This window comes from Actinophytocola sp. NPDC049390 (genome assembly GCF_044466355.1).
Taxonomy (GTDB): Bacteria; Actinomycetota; Actinomycetes; order Mycobacteriales; family Pseudonocardiaceae; genus Actinophytocola.
This window is the reverse complement of sequence record NZ_JBITMQ010000005.1, coordinates 134,118-149,972: the sequence shown is the minus strand read 5'-3', so window position 1 is coordinate 149,972 and position 15,855 is coordinate 134,118. Positions and strand designations below refer to the sequence as shown.

Here is a 15,855-nt window from a genome sequence, read left to right as displayed (position 1 = left end):
CCGGGCACCGACAAGAAGGTCAGAAGGGGACGCCGAGCTGCTTAATGGCAGTGTTTGCCCACTCTTGCGCACCTTCGCCCAATCCTGTCATTAACCCCGTAGCAACTGGTGCGAGAACTCCCTTCAAACTGTTGAGAGCGCGTCGCAACTTTCCTCGATCGGGCTCGGCCTGGGTGACTTCAGCAAGCGCTTCCTTGGCGGCAGCCTCGGCATCCTCCTGGTCATCCGTGTCAAGTCCGACCGAATGCAGCCCTTCCAGAGTCTTAGCCAGAGCTTGGGCGATGACTTCGAACCCTGGTGCAACTTGTTCAGTTTGGACGTGTTGAGTTTGATTGACGGCCTGATTTCCCCACGCCAACTGTGCCCCATTCGCGTTACCGTGGATTACAGGGCCATGGTAAATAGTCGTACTCGTCGGCGAGACGACGGTCGGATCGGTATTCAAAGGGACGCTAATCGGATGCTTATCGAACTCCAGTTGCATTTCGCGCATCATCTGAGCGATCCCGCGCTTGTCGATGCTGAACCCACCCACGCTTTTATCCTCCATGTTCATGTCGTAACCGTCATCCGCAAGCGCATTTCGCAAACGCACGATCTTGGCACGATCAGCGTCGTTCGACGCCAAGTACACGCCCATAAGGCGGGTGGCGAAACGGATGACCCTGTCCACAATCTGCGCGTCGGCCAGATCAAGAGCACGAAGACTCAAGGTGATCTGCTCCCGCGCGCCCGGCATAAAGCCAGCGCCTGCCCACTCCATGACCTCCGAGAACGGAACCTCAGGAATCCCGGCGGCAGCTAGCGCGGGCGACACATCGTCGTCGTATCGAACACTGCTGCTCATCCCGAGGTCGGTGATCGCGTTGACCGTCGCCTCACTCAAACGCCTGTCGGTCATGGGCGACGCCAAGAACACAGAGCGTCACCCAGTCGAACTGCGACGACCTTGTGCATAGATCTCATGTCAGTTAGGTCGTCGCAACGTCACGAGTCGCTTCATCCGGGCTGCCTGAGTCGACCGGCAACGTGTCCTCCACCGTGTACGGGGTGCGGTCTTCCAAGGGCACCTGTACCTCGTCGATGAACACGGCCGTGATCGGCATGTTCAACTCCCGGTCCCAAGACATCGCCGGGGTCACCTTCGACTCGGGGCACGTCACGTCGTCCAGGTCCCGCATCCTCCGGTAGCGGCCCTGCACCTCGGCGACCAGCTCGACGAGCCACCCGATAAGCGCCAGCGTGTGCGCGGACTCGTCGCTGGACAGGAACCGGTGCGCCACCAGGCCAGCGGTCGGTGTGCCACACCACGATCCCATCCGACGCACCCGACGCCACCCGCTCCAGCAGCTTCACCCACCCCGGACGGCGCACGTCCTTCTTCCACGCCGACAGACCGTCGTCCAACTCCTGACCCAGCGTGCCGCCCAACCGCTCGATCACCCTCCGGTTGTCCGCCCACTGCGTCTCGATCTTCTCGAACTCACCAGTGTTGGGGTTCTTCGACAACCGAGCATACGAGTCGAACACCGGCACACCGGCCGCCTGACCTGCGCTAACGTTCTTCCGTGTCCCCATGCATCGACTGTATGTCGGCAAATGGGAGTTCGCCTACGCTGGAAACCGGGGGCCGGAGGCCGCCGCCCTACGCGAGCGGGGCGTGCTTGCCGAGGAACTCGTCCAGGTAGGCCCACGTCGTCGCGCGTGCGCCGCGGCCCGCCAGTACGCCCAGGTGTCCGCCCGGTGCCGTCTCGAAGCGGACCTCGGCCGCGTTGTCGAGCACGTCCACCAGCCGCCGGACCGCTCGTTCCGGGGCGATGCTGTCGCCCTTGCCCGCCACCACCAGGACCGGCGACTTCACCTCGTGCAGCGAGATGCGCCGCCCGCCGAAGTCGACCTCGCCGTTCGACAGGTCGTTGGACCGGAAGAACCGGTGGTACATCTGCCCGAAGGTGCGCCCCGGGTAGGCGATCATGTTGTCGGTGAACCGGTCGACGGCCTCGATCTGGGCCAGGAACTCGCGGTCGTCGAGGTGGGACAGGATCGCGTACGGCTTGGTGACGACCTTGTCGATCGCCGACAGCTGAAAGACGCGCTTCACCACCGCGCGCGGAGCGCTGCCGAGAACGCGGTACACCGGCGTCAGTATCCAGCCGTTCGTCACGTCGACCAGCGGCTTGATCGGGGCCACGAGCGGGATCGCGGTCATGTCGATCGGCGCGGCGATCGTCGAGATCGAGCCGATCGGGAGGTCCGGCTGGTCGGCGTGCGTCAGCAGCGACAGGATGCCGCCCAGACACCACGCGACCACGTGCACCGGTGCGCCGCCCGCGTCCTTGCTGACCGCGCGGACGGTCCTGGGCAGCACCTCGTTGATCCAGTGCTCCAGCCCGAGGCCGCGGTCGGAGAACCGCACCTGACCGTAGTCGACCAGGTAGGGCCGCCTGCCCGCGTCGACGAAGTGCTCGGCGAGGCTGCAGCCGCGGCGCAGGTCGAAGCAGAACGCGGGCACAGCCAGCGGCGGCACCAGCAGCACCGGTTCGCCGCCGAGCTGACGGTCGTTCGCCACGAAGCGGTACACCGACCGGTTGGGCCCCTTGTCGATGAGCACCCTGGGCATGGGCCGCAGGTCGGCCACACCCCCACGCAGCACCATGTCCATGACGTTGTTCGAGGCGGCCGACAGCGACATCATGCCGACATCCTGCCTCGTCACGCCGCCTTTGTCGCATAACATCGGGTACATGACAGGTGACCGCCCGAGTTGGGCCCCGGAGTCGATCGACCTTGACCGTCCCAACGCCGCGCGGATCTACGACTACCTGCTGGGCGGCGCCGCGAACTTCGAGCAGGACCGGGTGTTCGCGGAGAAGCTCCTGGAGGTCATGCCGCTCGCGCGGGCCGCGGCCCGGCTGAACCGGGCGTTCCTGCGGCGGGCCGTGCGGTTCTGCCTCGACTCGGGCATCCGCCAGTTCGTCGACGTCGGGTCGGGGATCCCGACCGCCGGGAACGTGCACGAGATCGCGCAGGAGGTCGATCCGTCGGCGCGGGTGCTGTACGTGGACAACGAACCGGTGGCCGTGACGCACAGTGAGCTGCTGCTGAAGGACAACCCGAACGCCAGGGCCGTGCGCGGTGACCTGACCGACCCGGAGCCGGTGCTGGCCGCCCCGCTGATCGACTTCTCGCAGCCGGTGGCCGTGCTGATGGTCGCGGTGCTGCACTTCATCCCGGACACGGCGCACCCGCACGAGGCCGTGGCCCGGTACGTCTCGGCGATGGCGCCGGGCAGCTTCCTCGTGCTGTCGCACGGCGTGGAGAACCCGACGCTCGAGGGTCGCGAGGAGGTGGGCCGGCTGTACCAGAAGTCGAGCAACCCGGGCGTGAGCCGGACGCCGGACGACATCGCCCGGTTCTTCGAGGGGCTGGAGTTCGTCGAGCCGGGCCTCGTGTGGACGCCCGAATGGCGGCCGGACTCACCGGAGGACGTCGGCGAGCACCCGGAGGCGTCGCTGGTCTTCGCCGGCGTGGCGCGCAAGCCCTGACGGGTACCTGACGGGCGTCAGGTACTCGCCGGGCCCGTGGGTCACCAGTCGGGACGCAGCGGCATGTGTGCGCGCACGCCGTCCAGCTTCACCGCGAGCACCTGGTGGAGCTGGATGTTGTTCTCCTCGAAGCCCAGCCGCGAGCCCGCCATGTAGAGCCGCCACACCCTGGCGCGTTCCTCGCCGACCTCGCGCACGGCCTCGTCCCAGTGCGCGTCGAGGTTCGCGCACCACGCGGTCAGCGTCTTCGCGTAGTGCTCGCGGAAGTTCTCCTCGTGCCGGACCTCGAACCCGTTGTCGTGGATGGCCGAGATGATGTGGCCGGGCCCGAGCAGCTCGCCGTCGGGGAACACGTACCGGTTGAAGAACCCGACGACGCGTGCCTGACGCTTGTTGTCGTATCGGGTGATGCAGTGGTTCAGCAGCCGCCCGCCGGGGCGCAGCCTGTCGTACAGCGAACGCACGTACGCGGGCAGCTCCGCCTCGCCGACGTGCTCGGTCAGTCCGATGGAGCTGATCGCGTCGAAGCCGGACTCGTTGACGTCGCGGTAGTCCATGTGCCGGATCTCCGCGAGGTCGGTCAGCCCCGCCTCGGCGATCTTCTTCTGCCCCCACTCGGCCTGCTTGCGGGACAGCGTCACCCCGAGCGCGCGCACGCCGTGGTGCTTCGCGGCGTGCATCACCATGCCGCCCCAGCCGCAGCCGACGTCCAGCAGCCGCATCCCTTCCCGCAGGCCGAGTTTGCGCGCCACGAGGTCGTGTTTGGTCCACTGCGCCTCCTCCAGCGAGGAGTCGGCGTCCGGGTACACGGCGCACGTGTACGTCATCGACGGGCCGAGTACCCACTCGTAGAAGCGGTTGGACACGTCGTAGTGGTAGGAAATGGCGTCCTGGTCCCGTTTCTTCGAGTGCCGTCTGCCGTGCAGCCGCGACTCCGCCGCCGGGTGCGGCACCGGCCACCACAGGCGTGACCAGCCGAGCCGCACCAGCAGTTCGGCCCGGACCTTCGGGGGGACCGAACCCAGCTCGAGCGCCGCCATGTTCTGCAGCGCCGTGTACATGTCGCCGTGGATGTCGAGGGCGCCGCTCACGTAGGCCCTGGCGAGCCCCAGCTCTCCCGGCGCGGACGCGATGTGGGACAACGCGAGCGGTGACTTCACCTCGATGCGCACCGGCGCGGACCGGTCCCCCGCCCGGCTGCCGTCGTACGCGGTGAACTCCAGGGGCGCGTCCCGTCCCACCGCACGCTCGATGATCTCCGCCAGCCGCATGTTGCCGCTCCTCCCCGTCACTGGTTCCGCACGACCTTCGAGTACAGGTCGGGAAGCCGACCGTTCGGGTCGTAGGTGTCCTTGAGCTGCCGGTACGTCTCCCCGTCGTAGGCCAACCAGAACTCATCCTCATCGAAGTAGGAAGTGGAGTACAGCGACTTGTGCCCGCCCAGTTCGGTGACCTTGTTCTCGATGAGCCGGTTGTAGGTGCCCTCACGCTCGTCAGGTCCCAAAGGGACAGTCGCCCAGAACCCGGCGTTCACGTACAGGCGGCCGGGTTTCATCGGGTACAGCGGCCAGCCGGTGGGTTCGCGCAACGCCAGCGGGCACAGCCAGACGGGGCTGATCCGGATCCTGTCGGCGAAGAAGCGGAGGAAGTCGGCGAGCCGTTCGACGGGGATCTCGACGTCCTGGATGACCGGTTCGCGCGCGGGTTTGCCGAGCAGCTTGTAGACCCGGCCGGAGAGGTCGTACCGCCGGTCGAACGCGACGATCCTGCGGTAGACGTCGGACCGCAGGTAGCGGCGCGGCCAGAGGCGGCGGACGAGCGGGTGCTGCGCGCCGAGGGCCTTGGAGCACCAGAACCAGTCGGTGTCCCAGCGCCACAGGTAGTCGCGGATCGTGAGGTGGTCGACGACGCGGTCGCGGATGGACTTGTAGAAGATCCGCTGACCGGTGTAGTCGGACAGGGGCGGCGCCGAGTCGGTGTAGCTACCAAGCGTCAGGTACAGCTCGCTGCTGTCGAACATGACCCCGTCGAGGAAGTCGACGCGCTCGTCCCGGTAGGTCCCGCCCGCGCAGATGTCCTCGATGGCGCGGGCGCAGTCGGCGGCGTCGGTGAACCTGACATGCCGCAGGCGCACGAACGGCTTCACCTGTTCGAGCTCGATGCGCAGGCGCAGCGCGTAGCCGAGGGTGCCGTAGGAGTTGGGGAACCCGCGGAAGAGCGCGGCGTGCTCGTTGTCCGGGCGTGCGGTGACGACGTCGCCGTCCGGGGTCAGGATGTCCATCTCCAGGACCGACTCGTGCGGCATCCCGTTCCGGAAGGACGTCGACTCGATGCCGAGGCCCGCGACCGCACCGCCGAGCGTGATCGTCTTCAGCTGGGGCACGACGTGCGGGATGGCGTGGTGCCGGAGGGTGGCGTCGACCAGGTCCTCGTAGGTGGTCATGCCGCCGACGTCCGCGATGGCGCCGTCGACGTCGATGACCCCGGAGAAGGCGCTGACGTCGAGAGCGCCCTCTCCGGGTGGCTCCCGGAAACGGAAGAGGTTCGAAGTGGGTTTCGCCAGGCGGATCGGCGCCCCGGACGGGCGGGCGACGAGTTGCGCGCGGAGGGCGTCCACGGCGCGGTCGTGGGAGATCCGTGCAGGTGAGCGGCTCACGTTTCGATGCTAGCCCGGATTCGGCCGGTGGACCGGATGGCTTTCGGGCCGGATCACGCCGACCCGGGTTGTCCACAACGCTCCGGGTTGTGGACAACCCGGGCTTCGTCAGCGGGTCGTGTCGGTGGCCGCCGGTAGTGTGGTTCGCGGGGGCCGGAGGCCGCCCTGGTACTCCTCGAACAGCTCTTCCACGTAGGCCAGGAACAGGCCCGCCATGCCCGTCACGCCCGTGATCGGGTTCAGTTCCGCGAAGCCGTACGCCATCTCGCAGCTCCGGTTCGACGGGGCCGACTCGCTGACGTCGGTGAACCAGTCGTAGAACGGCACGCGCACGGCCGCCAGCTCGGGGTGGATCAGTGGGCCGTAGATCGCCAGCAGGTCCAGCGCGAACGGCCGGTTCCGCAGGGCCCACCGGTACATTTCCGAGAACTGGTAGAAACGCCACTCCACCACCGTCGGCGGGACGCCGCGCGACACCGCCAGGGCGTTCCCGTACTCGGTTGACGCCTGTTCGGCTTCGCTCCAGGCCCTGTCGTGGGCTGACCGCGTGGTCAGCGCACCGCTCGACAGCCTCGTCAGGTAGCTCGCCCACTTCGCCGAGCCGGGGTTGCCCCCGGTCTCCGCCGACCAGCCGAGCGCGATGGCTATCCCCCGCTGGATCCCCTCCACGATCCCGGCATCCACATAGGACACCCAGGTGCCGGGCGCGCCCAGGCCGCGGTCGCGGAAGAATGTGATCACGCCCTCGATGTTGCGCCACCGGTCCGACGCGCCCAGGGACGCCGCCGGGCCGGACTGCATGTCCCGCACGAACTCCAGGCGGTCCGCCATCGACATCGCGTTGATCTCGTCCACCGTGCAGTCCAGTGTGGACGTGCAGGGCGGCGCCTCGGCGACCGCCACGGCCGGGGACACACCCGTCAGCATCGCCGCCGCCGACATGGCGACCAGTAGGCGTTTCACAGGCGGCCTCCCACCAGCGGCAGCGTTACCGAACTCTTGTCAGGTCGCACGGTCAGGTGCGTGCCGGGCAGTGGGCGCAGGGTGAAGTGCATGTCCGTCGACACGATCACCAGGCCGATGCGGTGCCCGGCGGGGAACACGTAGTCGTCCGGTTCCAGCGGCCAGTCGAACGTGTACGCCCTGCCCTTCTCGATCGGCGTGCTCCGGTCGAGCGCCTTGCGGTTCTGCACGTCCGTCCACCCGCGGGTCACCATCGTCTGGCCGTCCGGGCCGTAGTCGACCAGAACGGCGGTCAGATTGGCCGCGTACCGGTTGTCCACCGACGCCCGCAACGACACCGTCGGCGTGCCGCTCAGGTGCGTGTCGCCGGCCAGCGGCTCGGTCAGGTAGACCAGCCGGTTCGGGTTCGCCGCGTCCGGGCTCGGGAGCAGGTCGACGTCCGTGTCGAGGGTGCGGCCGGAGTCCACGAACGACTGCGCCGGGCCACCGCCCTTGCGCCCGAGCGCGCCCGGGTCCGTCGCCGAGGTCGACGACAGGCGCAGCGTCGTGTCGCGGGCGCCCGGCACGGGCCAGTCCGCGTGCTTCTCGTACGTGCCGTCCGGGCGCTGCACGTCCGCGCGCGGCTCCGCCATGATCCCGTTGCGCACGCCGAACAGCCAGTGGTCCATCCACCGGTTGAGGGTCCGCTGGTAGTCCGAGGTCCCCCTCGGGCCGCCGTGGCCCGCGTTGTGCAGCCAGATCTTCCTCGGCACGTCGTACCGCTCGAGCCGCGACCACCACGACGCGAACGCCCTCGGCATGACGTTGTAGTCCTCGAGGCCGTGCACCACGAACACGCTCGCCTCGATCCCGCTGGCGCGGTGCAGGTAGTCCCGCTCGTGCCAGTACGCGTTGTAGTCGCCGGTCGTCCGATCGGCGTACTGCAGCAGCTGATCGGTGATGTGCGCGCACTTCTCCACGCGGCCGGGGCCCTCGACGTAGTAGGCCAGCACGTCCAGGTCCTCGCCCTGGAAGGCGTTCATGCCCCGCCCCGACGTGTTCGAGTGCGGCGCCCGGACCAGGCCGTTCGCGCGGTAGTAGTCGTACCAGCTCGAGATCGCCGACACCGGCACGATCGTGCGCAGGCCCTCCACACCGGTCGTGGCCACCTGGTTGGGGAGCGTGCCGTTGTAGGACACCCCGGTCATGCCGACGTCGCCGGTCGTCCAGTCCGCCGACACCGGCTCACCGGCCTCGTCGTACGCCGTCGCCCGGCCGTTCAGCCAGTCGATCACGGCCTTCGTACCGAGCGTCTCGTTCATGTCACCGACCGTGGGACACCCATCCGAGAAGCCGGTGCCGATGGACTCGCCCAGCACGACCGCGTACCCGCGCGGCACCCAGTACTTGTCGAGCGACCCGGGCAGGTCGGGGCGCGGGGCGGCCGCGGCACCACCGGCACGCGCGGCCGAGGGCTGGACGCCCTCCTGCGGCAGCACCGGGAAGTCGACGTTGTGGTTCTGGCCGCCGCCGGTGTTGTACCGGTACGGGCTGTGCTCGAAGATCACCGGCACCTTGATGCCCTGGGTCTCCGTCTCCCCGGGCCGGGACAACCTGACGCGCACCCGGTCGCGCACCCCGTCGAGGTCGCTGTCGACCTCCGTCTGCACGAACAGCGTCTCCTCGACCGCGTCGGCCAGGTCGAACTGGGGCACGCTGACCCCGTTCTCGACCTTCAGCCAGGGTGGCGGCGTCGGGCGGTCTGACTTCGCGGGGGCCGCCACCGCCGGGGTGACCACGGCGAGCGGCAGGGCCGCCGTGAGCACCAGCAGGGCGAGCCGACGGGACGTACGCATCGGTCCTCCGAAGCTGAGCAGGGAAAACGCCCCGTCATACTAAGGCCAGAACCGGTGAACACGTCACCGCTGATCAGCGCAGACCGAGCTCCCGCGCGATCAGCATCCGCTGCACCTCGCTGGTGCCCTCGCCGATCTCGAGGATCTTCGCGTCCCGGTAGAACCGCCCGACCGGGTACTCGTTCATGAAGCCGTACCCGCCGAAGACCTGCGTCGCGTCCCGCGCGTTGTCCATCGCCGCGTTGGAGCTGACGAGCTTGGCGATCGCCGCCTCCTTCTTGAACGGCTCGCCGCGCAGCATCTTCGACGCCGCCGCGTAGTAGGCGAGCCGGGCGGTGTGCGCACGCGCCTCCATGTTGGCGATCGTGAACTGGATGGCCTGGTACTCGCCGATCGCGTGCCCGAACGCGGTCCGCTCGTGGGCGTACCGGACGCTTTCGTCGACGCAGCCCTGCGCGAGACCCACGGACAGCGCGGCGATCGCGACCCGTCCTTCGTCCAGAATGGACAGGAACTGGGCGTACCCGCGGCCGCGCCGCCCGAGCAGGTTCTCGGTGGGCACCGCACAGTCCACGAAGGACAGTTCGTGGGTGTCGGAGGCGTTCCAGCCGACCTTCGAGTAGCTCTTGGACACCGTGAAGCCTGGCGTGCCGGACGGCACGATGATCGCCGAGATCTCCTTACGGCCCTCAGGTGACTTCCCGGTGACCGCGGTGGCGGTGACCAGGCCGGTGATCCTGGTGCCGGAGTTGGTGATGAACGCCTTGGAGCCGTTGATGACCCACGTGCCGTCCCGCTCGGCGGCCGTGGTCAGCGTCGCGCCCGCGTCGGAGCCGCCGCCCGGTTCGGTGAGCCCGAACGCGCCGAGCATCTCGCCGGAGCACAGCTTCGGCAGCCACTCCTGCTTCTGCTCCTCGGTGCCGAACCGGAAGATCGGCATGGCGCCGAGCGACACCCCGGCCTCCAGGGTGATCGCGACCGACGAGTCGACCCGCGCGAGCTCCTCCAACGCGACGCACACGGCGAGGAAGTCACCGCCCATGCCGCCGTACTCCTCGGGGAACGGCAGGCCGAACAGGCCCATGCGGCCCATCTTCGCCACGATCTCGTACGGGAACTCGTTCTTCTCGTACAACTCGCCGATGACCGGCGCGACCTCCTCGCGCGCGAACTCCTCGACGGTCTTGCGGAGGGCCTCGTGCTCCTCGGTGAGCCGGAAGTCGATCATGACTGCTCCTCTTGTGGGGTCACCACGGCAAGGGGTTGGTTCAGCGCGACCTGTTGGCCCGCGCGGACGTGCAGTTCGGTGACCACGCCGTCGACCGGCGCCGTCACGGTGTGCTCCATCTTCATCGCCTCGACGACGACCAGCGGCGCCCCGGCCGCCACGACGTCGCCCTCGGCGGCCTTCACGACCAGCACGGTGCCGGGCATCGGGCTGGTCACCGGCCCGCCACCGGCGGCGGACACCGCGCTGCTCTCCAGCAGCGAGTGCTCGTCGACCGACCAGGTGCGCCCGTCGGCGGCGAGCCACAGCGTGTCGCCGTCCTGCGCACGCCGGAACGTGGCGCGGCGGCCGCCGAACGTGACGACGAGCCTGCCGTGGTCCCGGCGCGCGGACGCCCGTACGGGCTCCGCCTCGCCGACCACGACCGACGCCGCGTCCGGAGTGCCGGTGACGCGCACGGTCTCCGCGCGGTCGCCGCTGACCAGCCGGAACGGGATCGCCGCCGGGCCACCCAGCCGCCAGCCGTTGGCACGGTCCCACGGGTCGACCAGGGCTCCGGTGGGCTGCAGGTCGATCAGCTCGTCGAGCGCGGCGGCCGCGAACACCACGTCAGGTACGTCGGCCGCGACGAGCGCGTCGAGCTTGCGCTCCACCAGCCCGGTGTCGAGCCGCCCGGCCACCACGTCCTCGTCGGACAGCAGGGCACGCAGGAACGCCACGTTCGTGCCGATACCGAGCACAGCGGTCTCGCCGAGTGCGGCGTGCAGGTTCCGCAGCGCCGCCGCACGGTCCGCGCCCCAGGCGATCACCTTGGCGAGCATCGGGTCGTAGCTCGAACCGACCACGGTTCCCTCGCGCAGCGCGGAATCCACGCGCACGTGGTCCCCGAGCGGTTCCCCGATCCCAAGTACCTGACCACCGGTAGGCAGGAAGCCGCGGGCGGGATCCTCGGCGTAGACGCGCGCCTCGACCGCGTGCCCGTCGAAGTCCACATCGGACTGCGCGACGGTCAGCGACTGACCGGACGCGACGAGGATCTGCTGCTCCACCAGGTCGACCCCGGTCACCATCTCGGTCACCGGGTGCTCGACCTGCAGGCGTGTGTTCATCTCCATGAAGAAGAACTCGTCCGGCCGGTCGGTCGACACGATGAACTCGACGGTGCCCGCGCCGGTGTAGCCGACCGACCGCGCCGCGTCCACGGCGGACGCCCCCATCCGCTCCCGCTGCTCGGGGGTGAGCAGCGGTGACGGCGCCTCCTCGATGATCTTCTGGTGCCGCCGCTGCAGGCTGCACTCGCGCTCGCCGAGGTGGATCACGTTGCCCTGGCGGTCGGCGAGCACCTGGATCTCGATGTGCCTGGGGTTGCCGACGAAGCGTTCGATCAACAGGGTGTCGTCGCCGAACGCGCCGCGGGCCTCGCGCCGCGCGGACTCCAGCGCGGCGGGCAGGTCGGCGGGGTTCTCGACGCGCCGCATGCCCTTGCCGCCGCCACCGGCCGACGGCTTGACCAGCACCGGGTAGCCGACCTCGTCGGCCGCCGCGACCAGGTCCGCATCGGACATGCCCAGCTCGGTCCGGCCCGGCACGACCGGCACCCCGGCCGCGCCCACGGTCTGCTTCGCACGGATCTTGTCACCCATGGCGTCGATGGCCTCGGCCAGCGGGCCGACGAACACGATGTCCGCCTCCGCGCAGGCCCGGGCGAACGCCGCGTTCTCCGCCAGGAAGCCGTAGCCGGGGTGTACCGCCTGCGCACCTGACGCGTGTGCGGCGGCCACGATGTCCTCGATGGACAGGTAGCTGCTGATCCGCACCGCCTCGTCGGCCTCGGCGACGTGCGGCCCGTCCGCGTCCGCGTCGGTGTAGACGGCGACCGACCGGATTCCCATACGGGACAACGTGTTCGTCACACGGATGGCGATCTCGCCGCGGTTGGCGATCAGTACTGTGTGGAACATGGTCACATCCTGAAGACGCCGTAGCGGACGGGTTCCAGGGGCTTGTTCGCCGCGGCGGACAGGCCAAGCCCGAGCACCATCCGCGTGTCGGCCGGGTCGATCACGCCGTCGTCCCAGAGGCGTGCGGTCGAGTAGTACGGGTGGCCCTGGTCCTCGTACTGCGCCCGGATCGGCTCCTTGAACGCTTCCTCGTCCGACGTGGACCACTCGTCACCGAGCTGGTCCCGGCGCACGGTCGCGAGCACGGACGCCGCCTGCTCGCCGCCCATCACGGAGATCCGCGCGTTGGGCCACATCCACAGGAACCGCGGCTCGTAAGCCCGGCCGCACATCGAGTAGTTGCCCGCGCCGAACGAGCCGCCGATGATCACGGTGAACTTCGGCACCCGCGCGCACGCCACGGCGGTCACCATCTTCGCGCCGTGCTTGGCGATGCCGGACGTCTCGTAGTCGCGGCCGACCATGAACCCGGTGATGTTCTGCAGGAACACCAACGGGATCGACCTCTGGTCGCACAGCTCGATGAAGTGCGCGCCCTTGACCGCGGACTCGCCGAACAGCACGCCGTTGTTCGCGATGATCCCGACCGGGTGGCCGTGGATGCGGGCGAACCCGGTGACGAGCGTGCTGCCGTACTCCTTCTTGAACTCGCGGAACCGGCTGCCGTCGACCACCCGCGCGATCACCTCGCGCACGTCGTACGGGGTGCGCGAGTCGGTCGGCACGACGCCGTACAGCCCGGCCGGGTCGACGGTGGGTTCCTCGACCGGCGCGACCTCCCACGGGCGCGGTGCGCGCGGGCCGAGGGTGGACACGATCGAGCGGACGATCCGCAGCGCGTGGCCGTCGTCCTCGGCGAGGTGGTCGGTCACGCCGGACTGTCGCGAGTGGACGTCGCCGCCGCCGAGCTCCTCGGCGGTGACGACCTCACCGGTGGCGGCCTTCACCAGCGGCGGGCCGCCGAGGAAGATCGTGCCCTGGTTGCGGACGATCACGGCCTCGTCGCTCATGGCGGGCACGTACGCGCCGCCCGCGGTGCACGAGCCGAGCACGGCCGCGATCTGCGGGATGCCGCGCGCGGACATGGTGGCCTGGTTGAAGAAGATCCGCCCGAAGTGCTCGCGGTCGGGGAACACCTCGTCCTGTCGCGGCAGGAACGCGCCGCCGGAGTCCACCAGGTAGACGCACGGCAGGTTGTTGTGCAGCGCCACCTCCTGCGCACGGAGGTGCTTCTTGACGGTCATCGGGTAGTACGTGCCGCCCTTGACCGTGGCGTCGTTGGCGACGATCACGCATTCGCGGCCGGACACGCGGCCGACGCCGGTGATGATGCCGGCGGCGGGCGCCTCGTCGTCGTACATCCCGGCCGCGGCCAGCGGCGACAGTTCGAGGAACGGCGAGCCGGGGTCGACCAGCGACTCGACCCGGTCCCGCGGCAGCAGCTTGCCGCGGTCGAGGTGCCGCTGCCTGGCCCGCTCACCGCCACCGCGGGCGGCGGTGGCGGTACGGGCACGCAGGTCGTCGACGAGTGCGGCGTGCTCCTTCACGTACCGCTGGTACGCGGGGTCACCCGGGTCGGCTCCGCTCCCCAGCACGGGCGCGTCCATCTCACTCCGCTCAGGTTAGCCATCGTTAACATGAGCGATGTTATCGCCGCCTACCGCACGCGTCCAGCGGGCGCCCGGTTGGCCTCGACCCAGGCTCTGGTGTGGGCGTGCAACAGCAGGCCGATGTGCACGAACGCGGAGGCGATGCAGTAGGCCAGGTAGAGCGTGAGCACGCTGAACACCGACTCGGGCATGTCGTCGGCGAACACCTGGGCGCCGACCGCGAGCGCGACGCCGACGAACAGGTCACGGGCGGCGACACCGATCAGCTTGCCGCGTGCGGCCGCGTCGCCGTCCCGCAGGCCGCCCGCGCGCTGGATCGCGACCGGCACACTCACCATGCCGATCAGCGCCGCGAGCCCGATCGGCGCCAGCGCGACGACCGGTTCCGGCAGGTCAGGGACCGGGAAGCTGAAGCTGTGCAGCTCAGCCATCCCGGTCGAGAACACGGCGTAGAACAGGAGCACGGTGATCACCGCGTCCGCGACGACCCAGAACGCGACCACCCGCACCACGGTCGGGGGTCCCCCACCCGGTGTCGGAGGTGGCGGTGAGGTGCCGCCGGGTTGGTGCTTGACGCGGTACTGGAGATAGGAGATGACGGTCCCGAAGACGGCTGCCAGGGACGCGAGGATGCTCAGGATCTGGTCGAGGGAATCCATCGGATGCACTCCATCCGATCGGCGATTTCTGTTTGGGTGACATCCAGTTTCGCCACCGCGTCCGACCAGGCAAAACGAATAACGGGTTGCTGCCCGAAAGTACGGCCCGCCCCGCCCGATGCGCACGAGGTCCGCGCACGGACGGGGCCCGGCGAACGCGCCGCCGGGCCCCGTCTCGGTGTGGTCGTCTAGGCGACCGCGGACAACGCCGCGTAGTAGCCGCCGCTGTGACCGGCCGCGTTCGGGTGATACGACTCGTCGATCGGGAAGGTGACGCTGTTGAGCCACCAGTCACCGGACGAGCAGATCTCGTGGCCGGCGAACGCCGAGCGACCGTCCACGAAGGTGAAGCCGTACGCGCCCGCGCGTCCGGCGATGACCTCGGCGAGCACGTCCGACGAGCCGTTGATCGCCGCGCGCTTGGTCTCCGAGAGACCGACGTTGCAGTCCCCGTCCAACTGGTAGATGTGCGGGTACCCGAGGACGACCACGCGCGCGTTCGGCGCCCGGCCGCTGATCTCGGTGTACACGCTGTCCAACCGTGCGGGCAGCTCGTTGCGGGCGAAGACCTGCGCCTCCTGGTTCCGTGCCACACAGCTGTCGTCCGAGCCGAGGTTGCAGTCGGTCATGACGTCCGCGAAACCGGCGTCGTTGCCGCCGATGGAGATCGTGACCAGTTCGGTGTCCGCGGTGAGCGCGCCGACCTGCTCGGCGAGCACGTCCGAGGTGACCGCGCCGGAACAGGCGACGAACGCGAACGCGGACGGGGCGTTGGCGTTCGCCCACAGCTGTGCGTAGGCGTTGGCGCTGCGTTTGCAGCCGCCGCTGTCGCCGTAGTCGCCGGCACCGGTGCCGGACGCGTACGAGTCACCGAGCGCGACGTATTTCCCCGCCGCCGCAACGGGATCGGCGGACGCTGGAGCCAGCGCCACACCGGTCGCGACCACGGCCGCGAAGAGAGAGATGGCAATGGAACGGAGACGCATCTTTAACCTCCGGTGGAGGGATTCCCGACACCCCCATCCCACCAGTAACTAACAAGACACCAAACCAGGCCGTTAGTAGGTAACGGTTACCAATAGATGCACCAGCAAACCCCGCGAGTCGCGCCCCCAGACATGGCGAGTTGTACGTCTCGTGCCGAAGCACCCCACAGGACACATGCACAAACCACACAACTCGACATGTCCGACAACGCGACTCGCGACGACCTGCAACGCGAGTCACGCCCCCGAACACCGCGAGTCACGCTCTCACGCATGACGAGTTGTGCGGTTCGTGCCGATGCGCCCGGCGGACATCTGCACGAAACACACAACTCGGCATGTTCGACAACGCGACTCGCGGTGCCCTGGAACGCGACTCGCGGTTCCGGTCACCGCGAGTCGCGCTCTCACG

At 69.0% G+C, this 15,855-nt stretch carries 12 protein-coding genes and 2 pseudogenes; 1 reads left to right on the top strand and 13 read right to left on the bottom strand.

The window, feature by feature from the left end; all coding sequences use genetic code 11:
* Positions 1 to 19: 19 nt before the first annotated feature.
* From ACIBVP_RS17035 to ACIBVP_RS17020, 4 genes and pseudogenes are all read right to left on the bottom strand, one after another.
* Positions 20 to 901 (bottom strand): hypothetical protein, encoded by an 882-nt coding sequence (locus tag ACIBVP_RS17035; protein ID WP_396107072.1) that lies wholly within the window; start codon positions 899 to 901, stop codon positions 20 to 22.
* A 133-nt stretch (positions 902 to 1,034) separates the two neighbouring features.
* Positions 1,035 to 1,292 (bottom strand): annotated as a pseudogene (locus tag ACIBVP_RS17030) (cell division protein FtsK); the annotation flags it as partial.
* Positions 1,293 to 1,347: 55 nt separating this feature from the next.
* Positions 1,348 to 1,578: pseudogene (locus ACIBVP_RS17025) on the bottom strand (hypothetical protein); the annotation flags it as partial.
* Positions 1,579 to 1,645: 67 nt separating this feature from the next.
* Positions 1,646 to 2,695: an alpha/beta hydrolase gene (locus ACIBVP_RS17020; protein ID WP_396107365.1), complete on the bottom strand. Its 1,050-nt coding sequence runs from the start codon at positions 2,693 to 2,695 to the stop codon at positions 1,646 to 1,648.
* Between the two features lie 49 nt (positions 2,696 to 2,744).
* Between ACIBVP_RS17020 and ACIBVP_RS17015 the strand changes: the two genes are divergently transcribed.
* The gene (locus ACIBVP_RS17015) at positions 2,745 to 3,545 is read left to right on the top strand and encodes an SAM-dependent methyltransferase (RefSeq protein WP_396107071.1); all 801 of its coding nucleotides are present in this window, start codon (positions 2,745 to 2,747) and stop codon (positions 3,543 to 3,545) included.
* 41 nt (positions 3,546 to 3,586) lie between these two features.
* On the opposite strand, the gene ACIBVP_RS17010 is transcribed toward ACIBVP_RS17015, so the two are convergent.
* The 9 genes from ACIBVP_RS17010 to ACIBVP_RS16970 form a co-directional block, all read right to left on the bottom strand.
* On the bottom strand, positions 3,587 to 4,816 hold the full coding sequence (locus ACIBVP_RS17010; protein WP_396107070.1) for a class I SAM-dependent methyltransferase: 1,230 nt from the start codon (positions 4,814 to 4,816) through the stop codon (positions 3,587 to 3,589).
* 17 nt (positions 4,817 to 4,833) lie between these two features.
* Complete coding sequence (locus tag ACIBVP_RS17005; RefSeq protein ID WP_396107069.1) at positions 4,834 to 6,201, bottom strand: FAD-binding oxidoreductase; 1,368 nt, start codon at positions 6,199 to 6,201, stop codon at positions 4,834 to 4,836.
* 108 nt (positions 6,202 to 6,309) lie between these two features.
* A complete protein-coding gene (locus tag ACIBVP_RS17000; RefSeq protein WP_396107068.1) occupies positions 6,310 to 7,164 on the bottom strand; it encodes a hypothetical protein in 855 nt (284 codons plus the stop codon).
* On the bottom strand, positions 7,161 to 8,999 hold the full coding sequence (locus ACIBVP_RS16995; protein ID WP_396107067.1) for a Xaa-Pro dipeptidyl-peptidase: 1,839 nt from the start codon (positions 8,997 to 8,999) through the stop codon (positions 7,161 to 7,163). The genes ACIBVP_RS17000 and ACIBVP_RS16995 overlap by 4 nt, the downstream gene beginning before the upstream one ends.
* 73 nt (positions 9,000 to 9,072) lie before the next feature.
* Positions 9,073 to 10,227 carry an acyl-CoA dehydrogenase family protein gene (locus ACIBVP_RS16990; RefSeq protein WP_396107066.1) on the bottom strand — a complete coding sequence of 385 codons (1,155 nt, stop codon included), beginning with the start codon at positions 10,225 to 10,227 and terminating at the stop codon, positions 9,073 to 9,075.
* Positions 10,224 to 12,188 (bottom strand): biotin carboxylase N-terminal domain-containing protein, encoded by a 1,965-nt coding sequence (locus tag ACIBVP_RS16985; protein ID WP_396107065.1) that lies wholly within the window; start codon positions 12,186 to 12,188, stop codon positions 10,224 to 10,226. The genes ACIBVP_RS16990 and ACIBVP_RS16985 overlap by 4 nt, the downstream gene beginning before the upstream one ends.
* A gap of 2 nt (positions 12,189 to 12,190) precedes the next feature.
* Positions 12,191 to 13,795: a carboxyl transferase domain-containing protein gene (locus ACIBVP_RS16980; protein ID WP_396107064.1), complete on the bottom strand. Its 1,605-nt coding sequence runs from the start codon at positions 13,793 to 13,795 to the stop codon at positions 12,191 to 12,193.
* 50 nt (positions 13,796 to 13,845) lie between these two features.
* Positions 13,846 to 14,457 carry a hypothetical protein gene (locus ACIBVP_RS16975; RefSeq protein WP_396107063.1) on the bottom strand — a complete coding sequence of 204 codons (612 nt, stop codon included), beginning with the start codon at positions 14,455 to 14,457 and terminating at the stop codon, positions 13,846 to 13,848.
* Positions 14,458 to 14,645: 188 nt separating this feature from the next.
* Positions 14,646 to 15,443 (bottom strand): SGNH/GDSL hydrolase family protein, encoded by a 798-nt coding sequence (locus ACIBVP_RS16970; RefSeq protein ID WP_396107062.1) that lies wholly within the window; start codon positions 15,441 to 15,443, stop codon positions 14,646 to 14,648.
* Positions 15,444 to 15,855 lie beyond the last annotated feature (412 nt).

What these genes read in the sequence shown, in the direction of transcription:
- ACIBVP_RS16970 (WP_396107062.1), bottom strand. Translation starts at nt 15,443, where the DNA reads ATGCGTCTCCGTTCCATTGCCATCTCTCTCTTCGCGGCCGTGGTCGCG.
- ACIBVP_RS17010 (WP_396107070.1), bottom strand. Translation starts at nt 4,816, where the DNA reads ATGCGGCTGGCGGAGATCATCGAGCGTGCGGTGGGACGGGACGCGCCC.
- ACIBVP_RS16975 (WP_396107063.1), bottom strand. Translation starts at nt 14,457, where the DNA reads ATGGATTCCCTCGACCAGATCCTGAGCATCCTCGCGTCCCTGGCAGCC.
- ACIBVP_RS16990 (WP_396107066.1), bottom strand. Translation starts at nt 10,227, where the DNA reads ATGATCGACTTCCGGCTCACCGAGGAGCACGAGGCCCTCCGCAAGACC.
- ACIBVP_RS17015 (WP_396107071.1), top strand. Translation starts at nt 2,745, where the DNA reads ATGACAGGTGACCGCCCGAGTTGGGCCCCGGAGTCGATCGACCTTGAC.
- ACIBVP_RS17020 (WP_396107365.1), bottom strand. Translation starts at nt 2,695, where the DNA reads ATGATGTCGCTGTCGGCCGCCTCGAACAACGTCATGGACATGGTGCTG.
- ACIBVP_RS16980 (WP_396107064.1), bottom strand. Translation starts at nt 13,795, where the DNA reads ATGGACGCGCCCGTGCTGGGGAGCGGAGCCGACCCGGGTGACCCCGCG.
- ACIBVP_RS16995 (WP_396107067.1), bottom strand. Translation starts at nt 8,999, where the DNA reads ATGCGTACGTCCCGTCGGCTCGCCCTGCTGGTGCTCACGGCGGCCCTG.
- ACIBVP_RS16985 (WP_396107065.1), bottom strand. Translation starts at nt 12,188, where the DNA reads ATGTTCCACACAGTACTGATCGCCAACCGCGGCGAGATCGCCATCCGT.
- ACIBVP_RS17035 (WP_396107072.1), bottom strand. Translation starts at nt 901, where the DNA reads ATGACCGACAGGCGTTTGAGTGAGGCGACGGTCAACGCGATCACCGAC.